The sequence below is a fragment of the Streptomyces sp. NBC_01474 genome, assembly GCF_035918215.1.
Taxonomy (GTDB): Bacteria; Actinomycetota; Actinomycetes; order Streptomycetales; family Streptomycetaceae; genus Streptomyces; species Streptomyces aureus.
In genome coordinates this window covers 10,259,902-10,282,783 of the sequence record NZ_CP109449.1, presented here as the reverse complement: position 1 = coordinate 10,282,783, position 22,882 = coordinate 10,259,902, and the positions used below count along the sequence as shown (strand labels likewise).

At 68.4% G+C, this 22,882-nt stretch carries 21 protein-coding genes and 4 pseudogenes; 14 read left to right on the top strand and 11 right to left on the bottom strand.

The features are described 5' to 3' along the window. Window positions 1–264: 264 nt before the first annotated feature. Window positions 265–953: pseudogene (locus OG758_RS47280) on the bottom strand (transposase); the annotation flags it as partial. A 404-nt stretch (window positions 954–1,357) separates the two neighbouring features. Here OG758_RS47280 and OG758_RS47275 point away from each other — a divergent pair. After that, window positions 1,358–2,257, top strand: coding sequence for a peptidoglycan-binding protein (locus OG758_RS47275; RefSeq protein ID WP_326715561.1), 900 nt, complete (start codon window positions 1,358–1,360; stop codon window positions 2,255–2,257). Between the two features lie 214 nt (window positions 2,258–2,471). Here OG758_RS47275 and OG758_RS47270 read toward each other — a convergent pair. Together OG758_RS47270 and OG758_RS49285 are read right to left on the bottom strand one after the other, a co-directional pair. Next, window positions 2,472–3,293: pseudogene (locus OG758_RS47270) on the bottom strand (IS4 family transposase); the annotation flags it as partial. Window positions 3,294–3,345: 52 nt separating this feature from the next. After that, window positions 3,346–3,402 (bottom strand): annotated as a pseudogene (locus OG758_RS49285) (hypothetical protein); the annotation flags it as partial. A 352-nt stretch (window positions 3,403–3,754) separates the two neighbouring features. Between OG758_RS49285 and OG758_RS47260 the strand changes: the two are divergent. From OG758_RS47260 to OG758_RS47220, 9 genes are all read left to right on the top strand, one after another. Next, complete coding sequence (locus OG758_RS47260) at window positions 3,755–4,345, top strand: hypothetical protein (RefSeq protein WP_326715560.1); 591 nt, start codon at window positions 3,755–3,757, stop codon at window positions 4,343–4,345. Window positions 4,346–4,992: 647 nt separating this feature from the next. Further along, complete coding sequence (locus OG758_RS47255; protein ID WP_326715559.1) at window positions 4,993–5,142, top strand: hypothetical protein; 150 nt, start codon at window positions 4,993–4,995, stop codon at window positions 5,140–5,142. A 47-nt stretch (window positions 5,143–5,189) separates the two neighbouring features. Then, a complete protein-coding gene (locus OG758_RS47250) occupies window positions 5,190–5,651 on the top strand; it encodes a hypothetical protein (RefSeq protein ID WP_326715558.1) in 462 nt (153 codons plus the stop codon). 594 nt (window positions 5,652–6,245) lie between these two features. Then, a complete protein-coding gene (locus OG758_RS47245) occupies window positions 6,246–6,422 on the top strand; it encodes a hypothetical protein (RefSeq protein ID WP_326715557.1) in 177 nt (58 codons plus the stop codon). After that, complete coding sequence (locus OG758_RS47240; protein WP_326715556.1) at window positions 6,419–7,180, top strand: SDR family NAD(P)-dependent oxidoreductase; 762 nt, start codon at window positions 6,419–6,421, stop codon at window positions 7,178–7,180. The genes OG758_RS47245 and OG758_RS47240 overlap by 4 nt, the downstream gene beginning before the upstream one ends. Window positions 7,181–7,200: 20 nt before the next feature. Further along, on the top strand, window positions 7,201–7,842 hold the full coding sequence (locus tag OG758_RS47235) for a histidine phosphatase family protein (protein WP_326715555.1): 642 nt from the start codon (window positions 7,201–7,203) through the stop codon (window positions 7,840–7,842). Window positions 7,843–8,354: 512 nt separating this feature from the next. After that, on the top strand, window positions 8,355–8,528 hold the full coding sequence (locus OG758_RS47230) for a hypothetical protein (RefSeq protein ID WP_326715554.1): 174 nt from the start codon (window positions 8,355–8,357) through the stop codon (window positions 8,526–8,528). Window positions 8,529–8,686: 158 nt separating this feature from the next. After that, a complete protein-coding gene (locus tag OG758_RS47225; protein ID WP_326715553.1) occupies window positions 8,687–9,268 on the top strand; it encodes a hypothetical protein in 582 nt (193 codons plus the stop codon). Window positions 9,269–9,611: 343 nt separating this feature from the next. Next, window positions 9,612–10,235: a class I adenylate-forming enzyme family protein gene (locus OG758_RS47220; protein WP_326715552.1), complete on the top strand. Its 624-nt coding sequence runs from the start codon at window positions 9,612–9,614 to the stop codon at window positions 10,233–10,235. A gap of 271 nt (window positions 10,236–10,506) precedes the next feature. On the opposite strand, the gene OG758_RS47215 is transcribed toward OG758_RS47220, so the two are convergent. After that, on the bottom strand, window positions 10,507–11,505 hold the full coding sequence (locus tag OG758_RS47215; protein WP_372566582.1) for an NADP-dependent oxidoreductase: 999 nt from the start codon (window positions 11,503–11,505) through the stop codon (window positions 10,507–10,509). 128 nt (window positions 11,506–11,633) lie between these two features. Between OG758_RS47215 and OG758_RS47210 the strand changes: the two genes are divergently transcribed. After that, window positions 11,634–12,224 carry a TetR/AcrR family transcriptional regulator gene (locus tag OG758_RS47210; protein ID WP_326709513.1) on the top strand — a complete coding sequence of 197 codons (591 nt, stop codon included), beginning with the start codon at window positions 11,634–11,636 and terminating at the stop codon, window positions 12,222–12,224. On the opposite strand, the gene OG758_RS47205 is transcribed toward OG758_RS47210, so the two are convergent. Together OG758_RS47205 and OG758_RS47200 are read right to left on the bottom strand one after the other, a co-directional pair. Further along, window positions 12,221–12,505, bottom strand: a complete 285-nt coding sequence (locus tag OG758_RS47205; protein ID WP_326715550.1) for a hypothetical protein — start codon at window positions 12,503–12,505, stop codon at window positions 12,221–12,223. The two genes, OG758_RS47210 and OG758_RS47205, sit on opposite strands and share 4 nt — an antisense overlap. 363 nt (window positions 12,506–12,868) lie before the next feature. After that, a pseudogene (locus OG758_RS47200) lies at window positions 12,869–13,235 on the bottom strand (TetR/AcrR family transcriptional regulator); the annotation flags it as partial. A 231-nt stretch (window positions 13,236–13,466) separates the two neighbouring features. Between OG758_RS47200 and OG758_RS47195 the strand changes: the two are divergent. Then, entirely contained in the window at window positions 13,467–13,937 is a 471-nt protein-coding gene (locus tag OG758_RS47195; RefSeq protein WP_326715549.1) for a VOC family protein, read from the top strand. A 277-nt stretch (window positions 13,938–14,214) separates the two neighbouring features. Beyond that, window positions 14,215–15,645, top strand: coding sequence for a dihydrolipoyl dehydrogenase family protein (locus OG758_RS47190; RefSeq protein ID WP_326716271.1), 1,431 nt, complete (start codon window positions 14,215–14,217; stop codon window positions 15,643–15,645). Window positions 15,646–15,930: 285 nt separating this feature from the next. On the opposite strand, the gene OG758_RS47185 is transcribed toward OG758_RS47190, so the two are convergent. The 5 genes from OG758_RS47185 to OG758_RS47165 form a co-directional block, all read right to left on the bottom strand. Beyond that, complete coding sequence (locus OG758_RS47185; protein WP_326715548.1) at window positions 15,931–17,016, bottom strand: CU044_5270 family protein; 1,086 nt, start codon at window positions 17,014–17,016, stop codon at window positions 15,931–15,933. Continuing rightward, complete coding sequence (locus OG758_RS47180) at window positions 17,013–17,705, bottom strand: RNA polymerase sigma factor (protein WP_326715547.1); 693 nt, start codon at window positions 17,703–17,705, stop codon at window positions 17,013–17,015. Before OG758_RS47180 ends, OG758_RS47185 begins: the two co-directional genes overlap by 4 nt. Window positions 17,706–18,520: 815 nt before the next feature. After that, window positions 18,521–18,808: a helix-turn-helix domain-containing protein gene (locus OG758_RS47175; protein ID WP_326715546.1), complete on the bottom strand. Its 288-nt coding sequence runs from the start codon at window positions 18,806–18,808 to the stop codon at window positions 18,521–18,523. Further along, a complete protein-coding gene (locus OG758_RS47170) occupies window positions 18,805–19,395 on the bottom strand; it encodes a Uma2 family endonuclease (protein ID WP_266570895.1) in 591 nt (196 codons plus the stop codon). The genes OG758_RS47175 and OG758_RS47170 overlap by 4 nt, the downstream gene beginning before the upstream one ends. A 323-nt stretch (window positions 19,396–19,718) precedes the next feature. Then, window positions 19,719–20,051: a hypothetical protein gene (locus OG758_RS47165; protein ID WP_326715545.1), complete on the bottom strand. Its 333-nt coding sequence runs from the start codon at window positions 20,049–20,051 to the stop codon at window positions 19,719–19,721. Between the two features lie 386 nt (window positions 20,052–20,437). On the opposite strand from OG758_RS47165, the gene OG758_RS47160 reads away from it, so the two are divergent. Then, window positions 20,438–22,828: a ricin-type beta-trefoil lectin domain protein gene (locus OG758_RS47160; protein ID WP_326715544.1), complete on the top strand. Its 2,391-nt coding sequence runs from the start codon at window positions 20,438–20,440 to the stop codon at window positions 22,826–22,828. Window positions 22,829–22,882: the final 54 nt, after the last annotated feature.

Genomic DNA, 22,882 nt, shown 5'->3' with positions numbered 1-22,882 from the left:
GGCAACAAGGGCGGCCGCCGCCCGGCCGTAGCGGTATGGAAGGTGGACGCCGTGCGCGCCGCATATCTGGAAGGCCGCTCCATCGCCGCCCTCGCCCGCGACCACGACGTCAGCCGCGGCGCCATCCGAACCGCCGTCGCCGACCTCCTGCCCCAGTACACGGCCGCTGCTCCGGACGCCCTCGACATGCCCGGCAAGGTCGCCGACTTCCTCCGCGCGGCCGACCTGGAGCCCGCCGAGCGTGCCACGCTCGACCAGGGCATCACCGTACGGCGTGGCCAGTGCGGCAAGGCGGTGGAAAGCCGTGGCCAGTTCGTGTCTCCAGGGCCAGGTCGCCGAGATCCGCAGGCGGAGGCGGCGTCCACCGCGGGTGAGGCGGGCGGCAACGTGCAGCAGTCGGTAGTGATGTTTCTTGGGTTCGGCAGCGGCCAGTTCGCCATCCAACAGAAGGACTCGGGCCCAGGCGAGGAGATCGATCGCTGCGAGGCTGAGTTCGAGCCAGGTGGCGTTGACGTCGAAATGGCGGGAGGGGATGCGTCCGAAGCCAGTGGTCTTACCGCACCGGATGTGGTCCCCGACGGTGGCGTGTCCGCGCTGGCGGACCTCAAGGAACCGTGCGGAGCCGCTGCCGGCGTAGGGGGTATCGGTCAGGAATGCCTGATGGTGCAGGCCCGCGTCGTGGTCGAACAGGGACAGTTGGGCGCCGGGGTGCGGTCGTTCGCGCCGCACGGTGATGCGGGTGCTGGCCGGGTGACCGGCGAGGTCGACCATGCCGGTCAGTTCGGCGACTTCGGCGCCGTCTCGCAGTGTCCCGTTCTGGTCCAAGGCGGGATGCCAGAGAGTTTCGGGCAGTGAGCGGATTGCACGACGGACCGGCTTGCTGACCGCGTATCCGTTCAACCCGTGCTCGCGCAAGTCCGGATGTGGGTGAGGAAGGTTTTCGCGGATCCGGCCACGGACTGATCATCAAGACGGTCGGCGTGCCCGGAGATACCTCGCCGGCAGGCCGGACACAGGCGTGCGCCGCGCTCCGGCGCACGTGGGAAAAGGTTCTCCCCGGCACGCTAAGGCCGCGGTTAACGCATACGGTCACCGCCCTGAAACCGGCCTCCGGCCAGGCTGACCACCATCAAGTTGTCGTCCACATAGGACTACCTGGAGGCTGACGGTGCTGGATTCCGCGATTGCACCCCTCACAAGTGAGGAGAGCCCACCGCCGCAGCGCCGCCGCGGTGGCAGACGGCGGACGCTGCTGGCCGGGACCGCCGTGCTGGCGATCGGCGGCGCAGGCGTGGCGGTGTAGGCGCTGCGGGACGGCAAAGAGGCCAACCACGAGACCGACACGACGCTGCCGACCGTGGCCGTGATCCGCGGCGCTCTGGCCAGCACGACGGAGGCGGACGGCACACTCGGCTACGCCGGGAGTTACACCGTGCTGGCGGGCGGCGGCGGCCGGGTCACCTGGCTCCCGCAGGCCGGCGACGTGATCCGGCGCGGCCACCAGGCCTACGGCGTCGACGGTCACCGAGTCCCCCTGTTCTACGGTTCGATGCCGTTCTGGCGTGAGTTGCAGCAGGGCATGTCGGACGGGTACGACGTACTGGAGCTGGAGCGCAATCTGAAGGCGCTCGGCTACGGCGACAACCTGGCCGTCGACCGGACGTTCACCTGGGCGACCGCCGAGGCCGTCGGGGGCCTTCAGGAGGCACAGGACGTGACCCGGACCGGGACGCTGTCGCCCGGCAGCGTGGTGGTCCAGCCGGGCGCGATCCAGGTGAAGACGCTCCAGGCGGCTCTGGGCGACGGCGCGGGCGGCGCCGCGTACGAGGCGACCGGCACCCAGCGGCGGGTCACGGTCAGCCTGCCGGTCGGTCAGCAGAACATCGCCAAGAAGAATGCCGTGGTGAGGGTCACCGTGCCCGGCGGGAAGACCGTGTCGGGGTACGTCAGCTCCGTCTCCACGGTGGCCACCTCGTCCGCCAAGTCCCAGTCGCAGACCGGCTCGGGGGCCGAGAACGCCAGGTTCCAGGTCGCCATCACGCTCGACAAGTCCGCCGACGTGGGCAGCCTCACGGGCGCCCCGGTCACCGTCGGATTCACCGGCAACGAACTCAAGAACGTGCTGACCGTGCCGGTCAATGCGCTGCTAGCCTCCGCCGACGGCGACTACTCGGTGAACGTCGTCGACGCGGCCGGGAAGGTCCGCTCCGTACCGGTGAAGCTCGGCGTCTTCGACGGCGCACTGCTCGGGGACTGATGCGGAGACGTCGGCCGGGCATCGGGCGGGCCAGAACCGCTCGGCCGATGGCGCCGACGAGGTCGATGGTGCTGTCCTCGATGATGCCGGCGGCCTGGATGAGCTGGTCGCGGGCGGTCTGTAGAGCGATGCTGAAACTGGCTCTGTCCGGGTCGGCACCTGCGCTGTCGGCCGCGTCGGTGATGGCAATTCGGATGGCCTGATAGGTAGTCAGGAGAGCGTAGATCTCCTGAGTGATCCCGGCCCAGGTCCTTGCACGAAGGACCCGCCGCCCCAGCATCGACTTCTTGATCTCGAAGTAGGCCGACTCGACCTCCCACCGCTCGTGATACAGCTTGACCAGGTCGAATGCCGGGTAGCGGCGGGCGTCGAGCAGGGTGGTGGCCAACCGGTAGACACCGGTGTTGCGTCCGCCGGATGTGGCGATGGTGATCTCGCACTCGATGATCCGGACTTCGAGCGGGCCGAACCGGGACAGGAAGGATCCGTCTTCGAGCCGACGCAGGCAGGGCGGCTTGCGGATGGCGCTGAGGCGGGCCAGGAAGTCGGCCCCGGTGGCGGCGACGGAGGCCAGGAACGCGTTGGTGGCGAAGCCGCGGTCCAAGAGCACGATCATGCGGTGGTGAAGAGAACGCGTGAGTTGTTGGCCGTAGACGGTCTCACCGCTGCTGCGGGGGCCGAAAGCCGCGTCGATGATGGCCCGGGTGCCGCAGGCGACCAGCGCAGTCAGGCAGATCTGCGGATAGCCGGAAGCCGCGGCGTACTGGTTGGAGACCTTCCCCAAATGGGCCCGGTGGGTTGGGCTGTCGGGAACATCGAGGTAGGTGCCGTCGATCGCGACGGTCAGCATTCCCCTCCAGCGGGCGCCACCTGTCCGGATCGCGGACGCTGGTCCACGAAGCAGATCGAACAGGTGCCGCACCGGCCCAGGTCCGAGGCGGGTTCGGGCATCCCATAGCGCTGTCGCTGTGACGGTGGGAATCGACGCAGCCTCCAGGCCGGCCGTGAGTTTGCGCCAGACGGCAAAGATAGCCACAGTCCTCGAACAAGGTGGCGGCCATCAGCAGGTAGACCACGACGCGGGCAGGCAGTTTTCGCAGCCGGCGCTGGCCGGCGCTGGTCTCGGCGAGGACGGCATCGACCATCTCGAACGGCACGATCCGGGTTAGTTCCCCCACATGTCCAGGCGCGAACACGCCCTCGGATACCACGATTTCACGAGTGATGACACACTGGCCTGACAGCGGAGCCTCCGGTGCTGTGAACGGCTTGTCTTGGCGGACCAGTCAGTTCTACCGGGGCTCCGCTTCCTGCGTTAGGCCATCACGCAGAACACCTTCCCACCAGCGCAAACACCCTTAACTTCATGGCCTTGCCCTAAAGGGCCGGGGCTCCTCGCTAGATCCCGCTGAAAACCGAGCTCGGCAACATCGGCAGCACGATTCTGAAGGAACTGAAGACCGGGTCCCCCGGCCCCACCGCAACATGGACGGCACCATGAACCTCCCCACCAACGGCACACTCGACGTCTTCCGCGTCATGCCGGACTTCGGCGACCGCTACAAGGGACTCCTCGTCGACGCACTCCCCCTCATCCGATGGGAGATCGACAGCAGCTCCCATCCGCTGCCCGGCTCGCTCGTCGCCGATTGGCACGGAAATGCCAGCGCCTCGGTGTCGGACTACCCCAGCGGGCACGTCGTCGCGCCGGTGTTCAGCCGGAAACTGGCCGACGAGACCCGCGCCGCCTTCCAGCCGTTCGGTACGTACATCCCTGTCCATGTGCCGGATGGCGGGCCTGACGACTTCTGTGCCTACATCCCCGAGGTCGTGGCCGACTGCCTCGACCACGAGGCGTCGTCGGCGCCGGACGAGGCCGGTGAGATCTGGCACGCCGTGTTCGTCCCTGACCGGATCCCCTCCGACGCTCCGTGCTTCCGTCTGACGGACAACAAGACGTTCGTCTACTGGAACGGCTGGGCGGCGCGCCTGATCCAGTCCCTCGCCGGCCCGGACAACGTCGAACTCCGCCTCGTCTGGTCGGCCGACCCCACCGCCGAGCCCCACCCCCGCCCGATGGGATTCTGACCGGCAGCCGACCCGGCCGACACACCACGACGCCGTTCGGTAACTGCGCGCCAGTTGACCTCTCGCAGCGAAGGTTGAGCGTTTCTGGCACCGGCGCCGAGAAGGGTCGTTGGTCGCGCCGCCCGTCGCCCCATTCATTCCGTCACCCCGGGTGGGCCATTTCGTCGGTCCCCCTGTCTCGGGGCGTGGGTTCGGGCGCAGCGATTGGGGTGGGACAAGCTCGGGCCTGTGCAGCAGTGGCTACTGGAAAGCAAGCTCGGTATCGAATAGGCCGGCGAAGAGGAGCGGCCGGTACGGCGCACGCAGAACGACAAGTGGGCATTTGACCTCGCCGCAGCCCGCCAGTTCCACGCCCGTGATGGGCATCTGCAGGTGTCCAGGAATCACGTAGGGACAGTCCCGGTCTTCTGCCGAACACCAGCGGCAGGACGGGAGAATGGCACTGACAGTGTCCCGGTGTAGCTCGGCATGTGGCTCGCCAACACCCTCCGCAGAGCCGACAGACTCACCGACGCCCGCCGCACCGACCTGAACCAACTCGGCATGCGCTGATAGGCGGCAGCACCGGGTACTCACTGCAGTCGCAGGCATGGCAGCAGTACCAGCGCGAGCTGATCAACTCGGGGCGGATCACCGACGCCATGCGCATGGACATCGACGACATCAAGCGGCGCTTCCCTGGCACCTACGATCAGCACATCAAGGACATGGTCGCCAGCCTGGATGACAACAAGCCCCTTCAGGACATGCTCAAGACGCGAGGATGGAACATCGACAAGGCCGCTCTTCTCGCATGAGGTCCGCGGCACGTCACTAGGGCATCGAGGAAGGCGAAGGACGGAACATGGCACTGGAACTACTGCCGCTGGTCGGTGTCGGGCCGCTGCGGCTCGGCATGTCGGCGCAGGAGGCGCGCGACGCGGTCCAGGCGTGGGGGCTGCTGCGGGTCGCCTCCAGTGATCTGGAGCCCGGGCAGATCCTGCTCAAGCACGACGCGTCCGGCCTGAACGTGATGCTCGGCTTCACCAAGGGCGCGCTGAGCGGCGTGGAGCTGTTCCGGTTCTTCGACGAGGACGCCGACGTACGGGTGCTCCTCGACGGTCTCGACGTCTTCCGCACCCCGAGTGTGGACCTCTTCGAGCTGTTCGCGGAGCGGGGCCACGAGATCACCGAGAACGGCCTCGGTTTCGACGAATTGCCGGAGCTGAAGATCGTCCTCGCCAACCAGAGCAGCTACGAGTACCCGGTGGACGAGGACGGGGACCCTCTCTACTACGACTACGTGCGCCTCGCGGACCAGATCTGACGCACGGTAGACCCACGGCAGAGCCCCGCTCGGCGCAGGCTCCGCGAGCCCCGAGCGCGACGTCCGTGCGCCGGTGGTCTCCTGCGCAGCGCGGGTCGTCCGCGGCGGCGTCGCCAACTTGCAGGTCGACTGCCTGGCTGCGGGCTGCCGCACCTAACACCTGCTGCTCCGCGCCGTCAGATCGTCGGCGGTCAGCATCGTCCCCTTCCCAGGCATCAACTCCCGCCGGTGAGCCTGTCGATACGCGGCGAGAGTGATCCTCTCCTCGTCATGCCCGCCGGGGACGAGGCGCCCCCGCTCTGCCACCGTTGGGCGATCTCGGTGACGATCGGCTCCGGACCAGGGCAGGGGACCGTTTCGCCATCGTCTCGCGGTCCGTCGATGACGGGCGTCGTCCTCGTGGTCGTACGGGTGGGTTACGTGGGGTGGCGGCGGCCATCGGATTGATCGCAAACACCCGCCGCCTGCCAACCTGACAGCGGGGTTGGCAGGTAGGCCCACTGCCATGTGTGTTCCCCGAGCCGCACGGGTCTAATGTGACGTAGCCGATGTTCCGCGGGCCAGGATTCAGGTTCGCCGACCAGGAGATTCCCCATGCCGCACCGTCCCGTTGCCCCGCCGGCCGCGCTGATCTGCCGCCGTATGCCGCCTCACGAGCAGCGCTGCCACGGCCTCGCACGCCGGCCGCGCACCGCGAGTGCGCTGTCCGGCGTCAAAGCCGACGGGCCCGTGCTGCTCCTGCGTGGCGCGTGCACGGCGGTCGCCCGATGAGGGCCGTCCTGGTGACCGGCGGCTCGCGGGGTATCGGCCGGGCCGTCGCGCTGGCGTTCGCTCATGGTGGTGACCGGGTTGCGGTGCAGTACGCGGGCAACCGGGCGGGCGCCGAGGAGACGCTGCGGCAACTGCCCGGCGAGGGACACGTGCTGCTGCAGGCCGACCTCGGCGAGCCGGACGCCGCCGAGCAGCTCGTCTCTCGGGCGGTTGCCGCTATGGGTTCGGTTGACGTCCTGGTCAACAATGCCGGTGTGGCGCCGACACAAGCCAACCGCCACCCGGTCGCCGACACTCCGATCGCTGACTGGCAGCGCGTGTGGCGGCGCATGGTCGACGTGAACCTGCTCGCTCCGGCTGATCTGTGCTGGTCTGTTGCCCGGCACCTGATCGGCCGTGGGGCAGGGGGCGCCATCGTCAACGTCGGCTCGCGTGGCGCGTTTCGGGGGGAGCCGGACTTTCCGGCTTACGGGACGACCAAGGCCGCCCTGCACGCACTCGGCCAGTCACTGGCTGTTGCACTGGCACCGCACCGTATCGCGGTCGCCTCGGTCGCGCCCGGGTTCGTGGCGACCGAGCGTCAGGCGGCCAAACTGGCGGGGCCGGAGGGCGGACGCCTGCGTGCGGAGAGTCCGTTCGGCAGGGTCGGCACACCGGACGAAGTCGCCGCCACCGTGCACTTTTTGGCCTCGCCCGCGGCGATGTGGGCATCGGGGACCATCGTGGACCTCAACGGCGCGTCCCACCTGCGTACCTGACAATGGGAGGGCACGCGCTCATGCGCACTCTTTACGTCGTCACCCATCCCGAGGCGACGCACCACGTCGAGGGCGTCGTCGGCGGATGGCACGACGCGCAGCTGACGCCCGCCGGCGTCCGTGCGGCGCTCTCCATCGCCCAGGCGCTGCGGGCTCGGATCCCGGACGGCGCCGGGGTGGAAGTGTTCTCCTCGGATCTGCAGCGCACCTCGCGGACTGCCGAGGAAGTAGCCGAACTGTTCGGCGTGAAGCCGATCCTGGATCGCAGACTGCGGGAGAAGTCTTACGGTGAGGCAGAGGGAAAGCCGCAGGAGTGGCTGGACCGGCGCTTCGTCCCTCCGCCGGCTGTCGGGGAGCGGATGGACCACGACGAGGGCGTGGAGGGTTCCGAGACCAAGGCCGCGTGGGCGCAGCGCGTCTACGCGGCCATGGACGAGATCCTGCAGAGCCCTTGCGCACACCAGATCATCGTGACGCACGGCGGGTCCCTGACGTTCGTCGTGGCGTCCTGGATCAAGATGCCGATCGAGTCGGCCGGCTACGCCAGTTTCCGGGCGCCCTCGGGCAGCATCACCACGCTGCACGAGGACGACTTCTTCCACAACCGCCACGTCGTCAGCCTCGGTGACACCCTTCACCTCGACTCCGCCCAAGCCCACTGACCCCAACTTGGCCCACCCCGCCGCCCCCACGGGGCCGCGCACCGGGCCTTGCAACCGCTCCCCCGGTCCGCCCCTGCGATGCTGCCCGGCGCCGCTCAGCTCGCCGCGCTCACCGTCGCCCCACACACCCGCCCCTGACAGCACCGCCAGCACCGACCTGGCCCCCCTCATGCACCGGTGCGGACAGACTCCCCAGCAACTGACCTGCCTGCCCGATCAACCGGCAGGTTCACACCTGCCGGCCTCCTGGCCCCAGAAAAGGGAAATCCTGTGACAACTTCCAGGCCGCGGACGAGCCCCACACCGCGCAAGCCTGTGAAATTACAGCGCTCCAGACTCTCGACGTCACATCGAAGGATCACTCGTGCCGCGCAAGAGGGTTCCCTCCAGAGCGGGCAGCGACCCACTCGAGCGGACCGCAGAGGTTGCGCAGCAGGTTCCGCCCCGCTGGAGATCATCCAGCGGAGCGCTGCGAAAGGGGAACACGGTACGAGCGGACCCACGCTTCACAGGTGGTGACTGTCGACATGCCAATCCTGGAGTACGGGTTGCCGGGCCGCGGCATGGAACCCAAAAGGGCCGCGGACCGGCCGATCGCCTTGCACCCGGGCGCCGTTTGGCAGCCCCTCGCGGTCACCGACGTGGACATGCGGGAACGGCACTCGCCGCAGTCCGCTCCCAACTGATGGTTTCAGAATGACTTGTGGTGTCTCGGGCGCAGACGGGCTTGTTCCGTATGGAGGGTGGCCCGACATTCGTAACGGATGTGGGGTGCGCCATCCATGGCGGACGCGCTGTTCGCCCGGGGCCTTGCGTGTCAGCCGCACTCGCTATCGTCCCTGCCATGACCTCAAGTGATCATCTGCTGGGCCTGATCAAGAACATCCCGGAGATCGACCTGCTGCTGCGGTCATCGTTCGGCTTCGACATCTGGCGGACGCACTACGGCGATGGCTTGAGGCTTGCCTCGGGTTCGCCGCTCGAGCCAATCGCCGGGGAGTCCGCCGGTGGGGCGTACTTCCTGTGTGCCGAGCAGGACGGTCGCCGGCCGGTAGTGTTCGCGAGTTCCGAAGGGGAGGGCGGGCTGATCGCCGATGACCTGGCGGACGCGCTGGAGATCATCATCGGCCTGGAATGGCAGGACTGCCTTGGGTTTTCCGGCGGCGGCGACGTGGAGGTCATGCAGGTCTCCGCCCAACACTTCGAACGGTCCCGTGACAAGCACAATCCGGAGATCTTCAAGGAAGGTGCCCGTGTGGCCGCAGCCCTGTCGCTACGTGTTCTTCCACTCCCCGAACTCGTCATCCGACTACACGAAGCCGCCTCAAGAACCGAACCGGACTACGTCGTGACCACCGACGATGGGGACGTCTACGACCCGCCGTTTGGCGAGCACTCGGAACCGCGCCACGGTGGCTGGCGCTGAGCCGGATGGATCTGGCTCGCCGTGGCCGACGGGCCACCGCTTCGCCGACAGAACCCGGCGTGACGAGTCCCGGGAGAAAATGCTAGGCGGGCTGGGCCTCGACGTCGGCGACGAGCCGCCCCGATTCCCCCTCCGACAAGCAGCGCCGCTGCGCCGGCCAGGACGGCGGAGCCGAACAAGGGGCGCCGATTGCGGCCGGTGATCCGCAGGGCCTCGGCCACAACGGGGGTGTCGACTGTCATTCCGGCAGCGTACGGAAGCCTTCCAGGGCAGGTCCCCGTACGCCACCGTCAGCGTGCCGTTCTTCTGCGTCACCGTCACGCGCAGCGCTGATGTGTCCTCGGTGAGAACCGTACGGCGGAGCGACGGTAACCCGTACGACTGGCCGCTCGACCGCCGGTGCGCCCGGCAGGGCACCGCCCTGCCGGGTAACCGGGTCGCGATCATCGATCCGCAGACCGGTCGAGTGCAGCCGCCCGGTGAACTCTGGGAGATCGTCGTCTCCGGGTGCGCGTCGCCGGGCTACCTCGGCCAGCCGGACGAGACCGCGGCGTCCTTCGATCCGGACGGCACGTTCTGCACGGGCGATCTGGGGCACCTCGACGCGGACGGTGAGCTGCACTTCGCCGGACGGGCGTCGGAGATGATCCGGACCGGCGGGATCAACGTCTCACCCCTCGAGGTCGAGGACTTCCTCCTCACGCACAGTGCGGTGGAGGAAGCGGTGGTGGTCGGCGTCGCGGACCCGAAGGCCGACCAGGTGCCGATCGCGTTCGTCAGGACAGCCTCGCCGCACGACACCGACGAGGCGACGCTGCTCGCCTTCTGCCGGGACCGGATCGCCGCCTACAAGGTTCCGCGACGCATCGTCCTGCGGACCGCCGCACTCCCGCGCACCGACCGGGAACCTGGTCCGCACCGCGCTTACGGAAGAGGCGCAAGCCCTCGGAAGGGCGCGGAGGGCTGACGCCGAGCCAGCCGAGGGCTGCCAAGTTAGCCGTGAGGCCTGCGGGTAAGGGTGTGTCAGGGCATGCTGGGGTTGGTGGTAGCCACCCCAACGCTTCCTGTCCGCAGTGCCTGGGCGTCGTGGACGACGACCACAGCGCCGTATACGGCGCTGCAGATCGGACTCGATCAGGTCTTCGGCGGCGATGCGCCGCGGCGGCACTGCCGAGTTCCCTGACACCCACGCGACTTGGCAACGCCACAGCCGGACGCGTCGGTGAGACGGCTCTTCCCTAAGCGACCGTAAGCACAATCTTGCCCTGGATGTGCCCCCGGGCGATGCGCTCGTGCGCCGCCCGGGCATCCGCGAGCGGGAACGTGCTGTCGATCGCGACGCGAATCTTCCCCGCGTCAACCAAGCTCTCCAGTTCTGCGAGCTGCGCGCCGCTCGAGCGGACCGACACGGCCGTGACCGTGACACCCAGCTCCGCGTTCTCCTCGTCGTCGAACTGGCCGAAGTACACCGGGTAGAGGGACCCGCCGCGCTTGAGGGTGCGCAGGAAGCGCCTGCTGCCTGGACCCCCGACGGTGTCCAGGACCAGGTCGACGTCACGGACGACCTCCTCGGGCCGCTCCTTGGTGTAGTCGATGAACTCGTCGGCGCCGAGCTCGCGCAGGAACGTCTCGTGGGCGCCGGAGGCCACGGCGATGACGCGGGCCCCCTTCCACTTGGCCAGCTGGAGAGCGAGGTGCCCCACGCCACCGGCAGCGCCGTTGATGAGCACCGTGCTCTCGCTGTCGAGTTCCCTCGGGCGGTGCTGGGCCTCTTGGAACGGCGAGGGATGATCGTGCCCGAGCTCGATCAAGAACTGCCACGCCGTCAACCCCGACATGACCAGGGCGGCGGCGTGCACGTGGTCGATGCCAGCCAGCTTGCGGGCGAGGTCGGATGCCGGCGCGGTGACGTACTCGGCGTAAGCGCTGCTCTGGAGAACGGTGGGGAAGCGCAGAAGGCCGATCACCTCATCTCCGACCGCGAAGCCCTTGACGCCAGCGGCGACGGCTTCCACGACGCCTGAGACGTCGGTCCCCGGAATCAGGGGGAGATGGAACTGAGGCCTGATCTCGGGGGGTATGTCGGGCATCCCCTCGCGCGCGTACCGGTCAGGAGGGTTGACGCCGACCGCGTGCACGCGCACGAGCACCTCACCCGGCCCCGGCACGGGAACCGGCACCTCCTCATGACGCAGCACCTCAGGGCCGCCGAACTCGTGCAGCCGGATCGCCTTCATGGTCTGTTTTGGCACAGCGCTCTCTCCTTCGTCTCTCGCGGGGGTAAAGTAAGTGAACCAATGGTCCGTTTTACCGGACCACTGATCCGAATATATGGACCACTGATCCGGTTAGTCAAGGGGGACAGATGCGGGCCGACGCCAAGAAGAACCGCGATCACCTGCTCGCAGTAGCGGGCACCGCCATCGCCGAGCAAGGCGTCGACGTGTCACTGCGCGACATCGCGCGCAGGGCCGATGTCGGACTCGCGACGCTGCTGCGTCACTTCCCGACGCGCGAGGCGCTGCTCGATGCCCTGCTCCACACGAGCTTCGACGAGCTGACCGCCAAGGCGGGCGCTCTCGAAACGTCCAGCTCGGCCGGCGATGCTCTCGTTTCGTGGCTACGCGACTGCGTCGCGTGGACGACGGAGTATCGGGGCGCGATCGTGCTGATGGCAGCCGCCATCGATGACACCGAGTCCGCACTCCACGCTTCGTGCGTCACTCTGCGCGCCGCCGGTACGCGGCTCCTCACCCGCGCCCAGGCCGCGGGCATGGCGCGGACCGACATAGACGGCGCCGACATGTTCGCGCTGGTAATGGCGCTCGCTTGGCTCGGCGATCAACGCTCGCTCGCGCCACGCGCCGATCACCTCTTCGATGTTGTCGCAAGCGCGATCCTGACCAGCACAGCGAGCAGCGATGCCGACGGGGAACGCCGCCCTCGCGCCCACTAGCTGAAACCGTCGCGCACGCGAACCAGCGAACTCGGCCGCGCGCTCGGCAAGAGCGGATCGACGCCGAGTTCGCCAAGGCGGTCAAGGTCACCGACATCGAACCGCGCGCTCCCCGGGGAGCGGACCGCGACCGGCGCGAAGCGGCCGACGAAGGCGGCGCGCACGAACAGTTCGAGGCCCAGGGCATCTTGTCCGGGACGGATGCGGACAATCCCGTCATCCACCAGTTCGTCGAGCCGGTTCGGCGCTGGTGCATCGAGTGCCGAGCCGTGCGCGGTCAAGCTCGCCTCCCGTCCCGCAGCGCGAGCATCGGCAGGACATCATGAGGCCCGCGCAGCCTGAGTCGAAACGGACTGCCGGCCCCTCGATGTGCGTCCACGCCCACGCCCGCCCGTACCGGAGATGGCCGGGAACTCCCGCGACCACTTCCGGTCGCCGTAATCCCGGCACCCGAACAAGTCGACGGACACGGCGATGCCCGTGCGATGGAGCGGGTGGAGGAGATCTCCGCGTTCGGACCGGGGCGGGTGAATCTGTCGCGGGTGCCGGTGAACCGGCTGAACACGCCGGCACAGTACGGGCAGCCGAGCCAGGCCCAGACGATCGAACGGGCGCCGCAGCCTCGGCACGGGGCCGGGCGACGGCGCCGCGCACAGGGTGACGTACGACGCGCGGAGTGCGGATTCGGTGTCATCGATGGCGGCTGCCATCAGCACGGCCACGCCCCGGCACTCGGTTGTCCGGTTGTCCACACGGCGCAGTCGCGTAGCCACGAGACGAGAGCACCTTCGGGCGAGCTCGACGTCTCGAACCCACCTGCCTTTGCCGCCAGTTCGTGCGGAGCAGGGCATCGAGCAGCGCCTCGCGCGTCGGGAAGTGACGCAGCAGTGTCGCGAGTCCGACATCGGCCCGGCGCGCGATGTCGCGCAGTGACACGTCGACGCCCTGCTCGCTCATGGCGGTGCCCGCTACGGCGAGCAGGTGGTCGCGGTTCTTCCTGGCGGCCCGCATCTGCCCCTCTTGACTATTCGGATCAGTGGTCCATATATTCGGATCAGTGGTCCGGCAAAACGGATCATTGGTTCAGATCGGACCGCGGTGGATGGGCCTCCCTCCTCCGGCCGTCATCGCCGGCCGCCGCAGCGGCTGAGGGCAACGAGGCGCCCCGGCCGCGATCACTGCCTGTTGAACCGGTAACGCATTGGATGCGGATTCACCGACGTCAAGACAAGGACAATCCCCATGAATCTGAAGCTTGAAATGATCGTGCTGCCCGTCTCCGACATCGACCGGGCCAAGGCCTTCTACGAGAAGGTCGGATTCCGCCTGGACGTCGACTACACGGCCAACGAGAACGTCCGGGTTGTGCACTTCACGCCGCCCGGTTCCGAGTGCTCGATCACCTTCGGCGAGGGGATGACCCCCATCGCACCCGGCTCGTTCCAGGGCCTGTACCTCATCGTCTCCGACATCGAGGAGGGCCACGCGGAGCTCGTCGGCCGCGGCATCGAGGTCAGCGAGATCTTCCACGACGCAGGCGGCCTCTTCCACGGCCACGAGGGCGGGGACGTCACCCACCACAGCCCCGGCCAGGAGCGGCTGGCCGGCCTGCACCCCGAGCGCGCCTCCTACGGCTCCTTCCTCACCTTCAGCGACCCCGACGGCAACGGCTGGGTGCTCCAGGAGGTCACACAGCGCCTCCCCGGCCGCTGACACCCCCCAAGCCGCCGTCCAAGGGCTGCAACGGGCCGTGTCCGGCCCGGATGGCAGCCCGTCCGGCCCAGCGGTTCTCGCGGGCCGGGCCGAAACGCGGGCACCGTGCCGCCGGGCGAGCGCAAGGGTGCCCTCCGCCGCCCGACGGTCCGGCTGCCACGGGCCGAGCGGCCGCCGCAGGCGCCGAGAGACGGCTTTGCCGCCGGGGCCGTCCCATCCCGTGTCCGACCGAGTCACAAAAGCAATGAGGAACGAAACAGTGATGAACGCAGCAGTGATGAACGAGACCACCCGCACCTACGACGTCATCGTCATCGGCGCAGGGCCGGTCGGCGAGAACGTGGCCGAACGCGCCCGCGCCGCAGGGCTCAGCACCGTGATCATCGAGCGCGACCTCCTCGGCGGCGAGTGCTCGTTCTGGGCCTGCGACCCGAGCAAGGCGCTGCTGCGGCCGGTGGTGGCACGTGCCGACGCGAGCCGCATACCCGGACTCAACCCGGCGGTGGCCGGCCCGCTGGACGTCGAGGCGGTCCTCGCACACCGCGACAAGATGTCCTCGTACTGGAAGGACGAGGACCAGGTCGACTGGCTGGACTCGGTCTGCGTCGACCTCATCCGCGGCCACGGCCGCCTCACCGGCCCCAAGCAGGTGGCCGTGCAGACTCCTGAGGGCGACACCATCGCCCTGACCGCCCGGCACGCCGTCGCCGTCTCCACCGGCACCCGCGCCGCCCTGCCCCCCATCCCCGGATTCGACACCGTGCGCCCCTGGACCAGCCGGGAGGCCACCAGTGCCGACAAGGTTCCCGGACGCCTCGCCGTCGTCGGCGGCGGTGTGGTCGCCGTCGAGATGGCCACCGCCTGGCAAGCCCTCGGCTCCCAGGTCACCATGCTCGTCCTCGAGAACGGACTCCTCGAGCGAATGGAACCGTTCGCCGGCGAACTGGTCACTGACGGACTGCGCGAAGCAGGCGTCGACATCCGCTTCAACACCAGCGTCACCTCCATGGCCCGCGAGGACGGCGAGGTACGGATCACGCTGTCTGACGGCGGACAACTGGCCGCGGACGAGATCCTGCTGGCGACCGGCCGCGCCCCGCAGACCCGCGATGTCGGGCTGGAGAGCGTCGGTCTCACCCCCGGCGACTGGCTGACCGTCGACGACACCTTCCGGGTCACCGACGTCGACGGCGGCTGGCTCTACGCCGTCGGCGACGTCAACCGCCGCGCCCTGATGACGCATCAGGGCAAGTACCAGGCCCGGATCGCGGGCGCGGTCATCGGCGCCCGCGCCAAGGGAGAGCCCATCGACGACGCCCCCTGGGGCGCGCATGCCGCCACCGCCGACCACTCGGCCGTCCCCCAGGTCGTCTTCACCACCCCCGAGGTCGCCTCCGTCGGCCTGACCAGCCGCGAGGCCGAGCACAGCGGGCGCAGCATCGAAATCGTCGACTACAACCTCGCCCACGTCGCCGGCGCCCACCAGTACGGCGAGGACTACCGCGGCCGGGCCCGCATGCTCATCGACACCGACCGCAACACCGTCGTGGGCGTCACCTTCGCCGGCCCCGGCGTCGGGGAACTGGTGCACTCGGCCACCATCGCAGTGGCCGGCGAGGTGCCCATCGACCGGCTCTGGCACGCCGTCCCCGCCTTCCCCACCCTCGGCGAAGTCTGGCTGCGGCTGCTGGAGACCTACCGCGGCTGAGCATGCTCCCGGCGGGGTGCGGGGCGGTCCCGGACCCCGGCGGCGCATCGACCGAGCCTGCACCTGCCCGTGCAGCTACAGGCCGATCCAGACCATGCGCCCTGATGGACAGACCGACGAGACATTCGCGGCTGTGTCCTGCGACGGCCCTGGCGGCCACTGTCTGCCTGTCCGCTTGCGCGGACGCGGACGCCGCCGTCATCTTCGCCCGAACACGCCCTTCGTTGCTGCCTCGAGGCAGCAACGAAGGGCGTGCACAGCAACGAGCCTCAGCCGTGCGGAGGGTCAGCCGTTGCGCGCCGGGGTCTGCTTCATGCCGTCAACGATCGCGCGCTGGGTGATGGCGCTGGTGAAGCGGACGGTACCGGGCTTCATCACAACGCCGTACTCGGTGACCTTCTTCACCTGCACGGTGCGCACACCGAGGAATGCATGGCTCTTCTTGTCGAAGATCCATTCCTCGCGTGCACCGCTGGTCTCATCCAGCCGTGCCACCGCAACCCCGCGCCGGCCGATTGCATCCCGAGCATCGTTGACCACGACCACGCCAGGGATCTTCGCCGCCGCCTTGAACAGAGCCGAGTTGAGCTCCGCGGGCGCATAGCTCTCCACGACCAGGTCCCCGATCGTGGCGAACGCCTGCTGGTCAGGGGAGTTCCCCTGCCCCTTGGTCTCCTTGTAGATCTTGGCCAGCAGCGCGTCGGGGTCCGTGGTGAGCTTGGACAGGTAGTCGTAGGACGGGCTTCCCAGGTGAGCCTTCGGGGTGTTGCCTTGTTCGTCGGGCAGGCTCAGCGTCTCGCCCTCGGGGCTACTGTTGACGGCCGGGTCGACGAGCCATCCCTTGGTACCGTCCGGGGACTCCCAGATCTGACGCTGGTGCAGTACGTGGCTGGCAAGGCCACTCTTGCCGTCCACGGTCTTCACGAAGGTGTTGGCCGTCTTGGAGGCGATGTAGACGTACTGGCCCGGCTTGACGACCGGGTGGGTGCTCTCCGCGGCCGCCAGCGAGATCTGGTCGAGCAGCTGCGGTACCCCCTCGGTGGTCGACGAACCAAGTGAAGTGGTCAGCGCCGGCCCGGTGGCAACGTCGGCCGATCCCCCGTCACCATCGATCAGCACCGACCCGACAGCCACCGCTCCAGCCAAGGTCAGTGCCATCGCGGGCAGCGTGAACGCCGGGCGCAGCAACCGAGCCCTACGGATCTTCGGACGGGCGGGGGAAACCACGGTGGTGCTTTCGTCCTGCTGAATGTGGGCCATCAGACGCTCCTTGTGGAACTGGTGACGGCCCGCAGGGAGATCACGCTCGGGCTGTGGGAGGAGCGAGGCACTCTCCTCCCACTCAGCCGGATTCTGCCGAGTCGCTTTCATCGGTTTCCCTCCGATACGGGCCGGATCGCGTGGATACGCTCATCTCTTGTCTGTCGCCCTGCCCGGCCGAGTTCCCGCATTTCTCGTACGAGTTCTTCCGCCTGCTCTGCGGCACATGGCGCCGACGTCGCTGCGTGTGTCGCGCGGAGTTCGGCTTCGGTGTGTTTGCGCAGCTTGGCGCGGGCGCGCGCGAGACGTGAGCGGACCGTCCCGACAGCGATGCCGAGCGCCTGGGCCGCAGCTGTGTACTCCAGCCCCTCCCACAGGCATAGAGCCAGAACCTCGCGCTCCGGCCGGCGCAGTGCGGCAAGGGCGCGCAGGGCAGCAGCGATGCGCCGCTGGTCATCGAGCCGCCCTGCGACCGTGTTTGCGTGGTCGGGCAGGGTCATTTCGGCCTGCGCAGCAGCCTGTGCAGCGGCCCGGTAGCGCCTGTTGCTGCGGTAATGGGAGCGGGCTACGTTGGTCGCCACACCCAGCAGCCAGGGCCGCAGGGAGCCGCCCTCGGCCTCGATCTGCTCACGCAGTCGCCAGGCTTGCGTGAAGGTCTCGGCCATCACGTCCTCGGCCGCATGCCAGTCGGGAGCCAGGCGGAAGGCATGGTTGTAGACCGTGCGGGCGTATCTGTCGTACAGCTCGGCGAACGCGCTCGGATCCCCGGCCCGCACCCGGGTACGGATGTCAGTGCTCACATGCATTACCTGCCGGACCGCTTCTACGGGTTCCCGTGAAACACATCACATAGCGGGAACGTGGCGGAGCGGTAGGGAGGCAGGGCCTGGCCGCGCCTGCCGGCAGCGCGAGCAGGTCGCGCTGATCACCTTTCATGGAGACAGTCCTCATCCAGGGATCCTCGATTCCGTCTGCCAGGTCCGGCGGCTTGTTGAGGCCGGGGTTGTGCCTGTCGTTGCGGTGCCAGGCCGTGGCAGGGGTCGGCATCGCACGTCGCGCAATGGCCGTCCGTGCCCGGCGGCGCACGAGGCTGGCCCGCGCCGCCGTCGCCTGGCGCCACGGCGGCGAGGCAGCACTCGCCACCCTGGACGGCGCCCACATGCCGAGCCCCGAGGCCGAAGCAGCCGCATGCCACCAGCTCCGCACGGTACGGCTATCGGAACGCTCCGCCCCGCCGCGCATCCGCCGGACCCGCGGCCGCCTGCAGCTCACCGGCGAGGGCATCGAACTGCGCTGGGGTCCCGACGAACGCTGGTACCCCTACCGCAAGGACCGCGGCCAGTGGTGGGCTGCCGGTCCACCCGCACACGACGCGGCCGAGGCACTGCGCGGCACGTTTGCCGCAGGGCGAACGTGGCGTTCCCCATTAATTTCTCGTACGCCGCGGTGCTCCGTGCGGCCTCGCCTGCTGGAAGAAGGGCGACGGCGAGATCCGGTGACCGGGCGCCAAAGCCCCCGTAAACGCTGGGCGCACGGTGGCGACGAGCACGAACCGACGAGCTGGGCGGGCCCTCCCTCCGGACCGCAGGGAGGGAGCAGGTGAACGGGGCGGAGGTCAACCGCCGTTCGACCTGAGGCGGTAGCGGATGTCGCGGTCGGAAACCAGGAGTTCGTCGGGGATGCCCTCGACGCGCCCGGGGTGCTCATCGCGGTCGGTGAGCGTGATCGTCACGTTGCAGCGCATCGCCTCCGCGATGCGTTCCAGCAAGGGCAGCGTGGGCACGTCGGTTCCCTTCTCGATGCGGGAGACGGAGGCTTGCTGCGTGCCCGCGGCGGCTGCCAACTCGGCCTGCGTGAGGCCGCGCCGGCGCCGCCATACGCGGACCTGCTCGCCCGGCGTCACCGCTCACTCCCGGCGTCGTAGCGCGGAAGGTCCGTCGTGTCGATCTTCCATTCGCCCACGGTGATCGTGTCGCCGTAGCGGTAGTGCTCCTCGTTCTCGTACGCAGGCTGTCCGCTCTGGGTGCTGATGCCCCAGTGGCGCACGGCGCTGCCCTGATCGCGCGGGTCCACGATCACGTAATGGGGCACGCCCATGCGGGGGTAGTCGGCGACCTTCTCGCGGTAGTCGTTCGAGGCATTCCAGCGCGAGACGATCTCGATGATCAGGTGAACGCTCCGCGGGTCGAGTGCCTCACGGTGAGCGAGGTCGGCCGTCTCGTCGACGACGACCAGGTCGGGAGTACGCAAGATGCCCAGCGATGCGTCTTCGACATCGGTCTCGACCATGAGGATGACGCCGTCCGGAAGCTGCGGCTCGAGCTGCTTGCGCAGGCGGTGACCGACGAACTGATGCCGGGCACGGGGGCTCATCATCATGATGAGCCGGCCGTCGGAGATCTCAGGCCATCGCGCACCGTGCTGCTCGGCCTGGGCCCCGAGCACGTCGCGGTAGTCACGCAGGTGCCGGTAAATATCCGTCTCGGTCATACCCTCACCGTACATGCGGATTTCGACATATGCGCGGTCCGATGCGGGGCGCCGCCCGCGCCGAGGGTGTCGAGCAAGGAAGGGGTATGCCGAGAAGAGCCGACTGCGGACTGATCGAATCAAGTCTTGCGCCAGTCCGAGATACGGGCTGACCACCCACCAGGGTTGGCACCCCCATGACGCGCCTTCGAATCGCCGTGGGCGATCCTGCGCGCAGCCTCGAATCAGTAGGCGACAGTACCCCCGGCCGGAGCGAGCCAGCGGGGGTTCTGCATCGCCTGTTCTGTCACACGCGTATCACGAACACCATCGACGCACCGGGATCACAAGGCCCGCACCTGCGCAAACGATGCGGCTCCGACCGCGGCCAGCTTGGCGACGAGCTGTTCGTAGCCACGCTCCAGATAGCGGGTTTCGGCGATGGTGCTCGTGCCTTCGGCGACGAGTGCGGCGAGGACGTAGCCGAAGCCGGCCCGAAGGTCAGGGATGACGAGGTCGGCGCCGCGTAGGCGTCGAGGGCCGCCGATCTTGGCGGTGTGCTGGAAGTCCCGTCCGTGGAAGCGGCAGGCGACCGCTCCCAGGCACCTGGTGGTGATCCTGACGAGGGCTCCACATGAGCACTCAAAACAGAACGTGAACGAACAATGGCGCCCCATGAGAGCCGTTCGACTGGTCGAACGTCAAGGGTTTTGGCGCTCCTCCCTTGGCGAATGGGCAGCGCGGGAGATCGGAAGAATCGACCCCGCTTCGCCCTACGGCCACCCAACCTGATCGACCCTCCTCTCGGAAAGCGCTTTCCTCAAACAGCCTTGGTTTGCGGCGAGTTGGCGCCGTGGTGGACGGAAGTCCAAGGCTGTTCGAGATTCGTCCATGGCGTCACCTGAGTCGCAGGGATAGAACTCAGCGGGGTCAAGCTCTGTCGGTTCGTAGCTTGACGCGGGCTTGGATGGCGTTGTCCACAGCCTCGTAATCCACCACAACCGAACATCGCAGTCGGTGTCTGACTTAACGATCACGTACTCCCTTCCATCTCGGAGTCGACATGACCTGGACAAGCAAATGGAGGCCGGCGCTGTTCGCCGCACTCCTGGCACTGCTCCTCGGTGCCGTGACGGGCTGGGGCGCACCGCGCGCCCAAGCGGCCACCAGTACGGCCGTCACTGTCGACGGCACCCAGCCCGGCCGCACCTTCGACGGCATCGGCGCGATCAGCGGCGGCGGGGGGAACTCGCGGCTGCTGATCGACTATCCCGAGCCGCAGCGCAGCCGGATCCTCGACTATCTCTTCAAGCCCGGTTACGGCGCGTCCTTGCAGTTCCTGAAGCTGGAAGTGGGCGGCGACACCAACTCCACCGACGGCGCTGAACCCAGCCATATGCACACCCGCGGCAAGGTGGACTGCAACAGCGGCTACGAGTGGTGGCTCGCCGAACAGGCCAAGGCCCGCAACCCCCACATCAAGCTGCAGGCCCTGTCCTGGGGGGCGCCGGGGTGGATCGGTAACGGCGAATTCTGGTCCCAGGACATGATCGACTATCTGATGTCGTGGTTCGGCTGCGCGAAGAAGCACGGGCTGACGATCGACTACGTGGGCGGCTGGAACGAGCGGGGCTGGGACGCCGACTGGTTCAAGCAGCTCAAGTCGACGCTCGTGGCGAAGGGTTACCGCACCAAGGTCGTCGCGGCCGAGAGCTTCGGCTGGGACGTCGCCGACGCGATGGCCAAGGACAGTGAGTTGAAGGACGCCGTCGACGTCATCGGGTCGCACTACCCCTGCGGCTACCAGAGCGCCTTTACCTCGTGCCCCTCCAGCGACGTGGCCCAGTCCATGGGCAAGCCGTTGTGGGCCAGCGAGAACGGGTCCCTCGACACCGACGGCGGCGCCGAGGCCGTGGCCCGCGCGATCAACCGCGACTACATCGACGGCAGGATGACGGCGTTCGTCAACTGGCCGGTGATCGCGTCGCTCTACCCGAACCTCTCTTTCTCCACGGACGGCATGTCGATCGCCAACCAGCCCTGGTCCGGCGCCTACCACATCGGCGCGACGACCTGGGTGAGTGCGCACACCGCCCAGTTCACCCGGCCCGGCTGGAGCTACATCGACTCGGCGAGCGGCTATCTGGGCGGTGACCGCTCCAACGGCAGCTACGTGTCGCTGAAGTCGCACGACGGCTCCGACTACTCCACCGTCATCGAGACGATGGACGCCACTGCGGAGCAGACGGTAAACCTCACCGTCCGGGGCGGACTGTCGACCGGAAGGGTCCATGTCTGGTCCACCGATGTGAAGTCGTCCGGTACCGATGACGACTTCGTCCGGGGCGCGGACATCACGCCCGTGGACGGCTCGTACTCGCTGTCCCTGGAGCCCGGGCACGTCTACACCCTCACGACGACCAGCGGCCAGGGCAAGGGCACGGCGACGTCGCCGGCCAAGGCCGCGCTGCAGCTGCCCTACTCCGACAACTTCGACAAGCGAGCCGCCTCGAAGAGCCCCCGGTACTTCACCGACATGAACGGCGCCTTCGAGACCACGGCGTGTGCCGGCCGCCGCTCCGGCACCTGTCTGCGGCAGATGGCGCCGACCAGCCCGATTCGGTGGACCGACGAGCCGTACAATGCCCCGTACTCGATCATGGGCGATGGGTCCTGGTCCAACTACACCGTCACCGCGGACGCCCTGTTCAGTGAGAAGGGCACGGTGGAACTCCTCGGCCGGGTCGGTCAGCAGGGCCGCAACAACAACGGCCTGAACGCGTACCACCTCCGCGTGAGCAACAACGGCACCTGGTCGATCGACAAGAGCGACACCACGTGGAAGTTCACCCGGCTCACCGGGGGACGGACCAGCACCCTCGGCCTGAACACATGGCACACCGTCGCTTTCACCCTGCAGGACACGAAGCTGACCGCCTCCGTGGACGGCAAGAAGCTCGGCAGCGTGACCGACTACTCGTTCAGCAGCGGCCAGGCCGGGCTCGGAGTGACGGGCTATCAGACCCAGCAGTTCGACAACTTCGACCTCACCCCGGGCGCGCCGTCGCCGCAGCACCTCGGCCCCGTCACCTCGGGTCTGACCGACACCTGTCTCGAAGCGGACAACGGCGCCGACGGCACCCGGGTCCTGGCGGGCGACTGCAACGGCAGCGCCGGGCAGACGTGGTGGTGGGGCAACGGCCAGCTGCGCCTGGGCAGTTCGACCGGCAAGTGCCTGGACGTCACCGGCGCGGGCACCGAGGCCGGCTCCCCGGTCGAACTGTGGGAGTGCAACGGCGGCGGCAACCAGCAGTGGGTGCCCCAGGCCGACGGCACGCTGCAAGGCCAGCAGTCGGGGCGCTGCCTTACGGCGCCCGGAGCCGAGACAGCGCAGCAGCTGGTGATCCAGGACTGCGACGGCGCGGCGGCCGACCAGCGCTGGACCCTGCCGTAGCGGGGCACGGGGCGCTCCTCTGCGCCTGACCCGATCGGCGTGGTGCGACGGCGG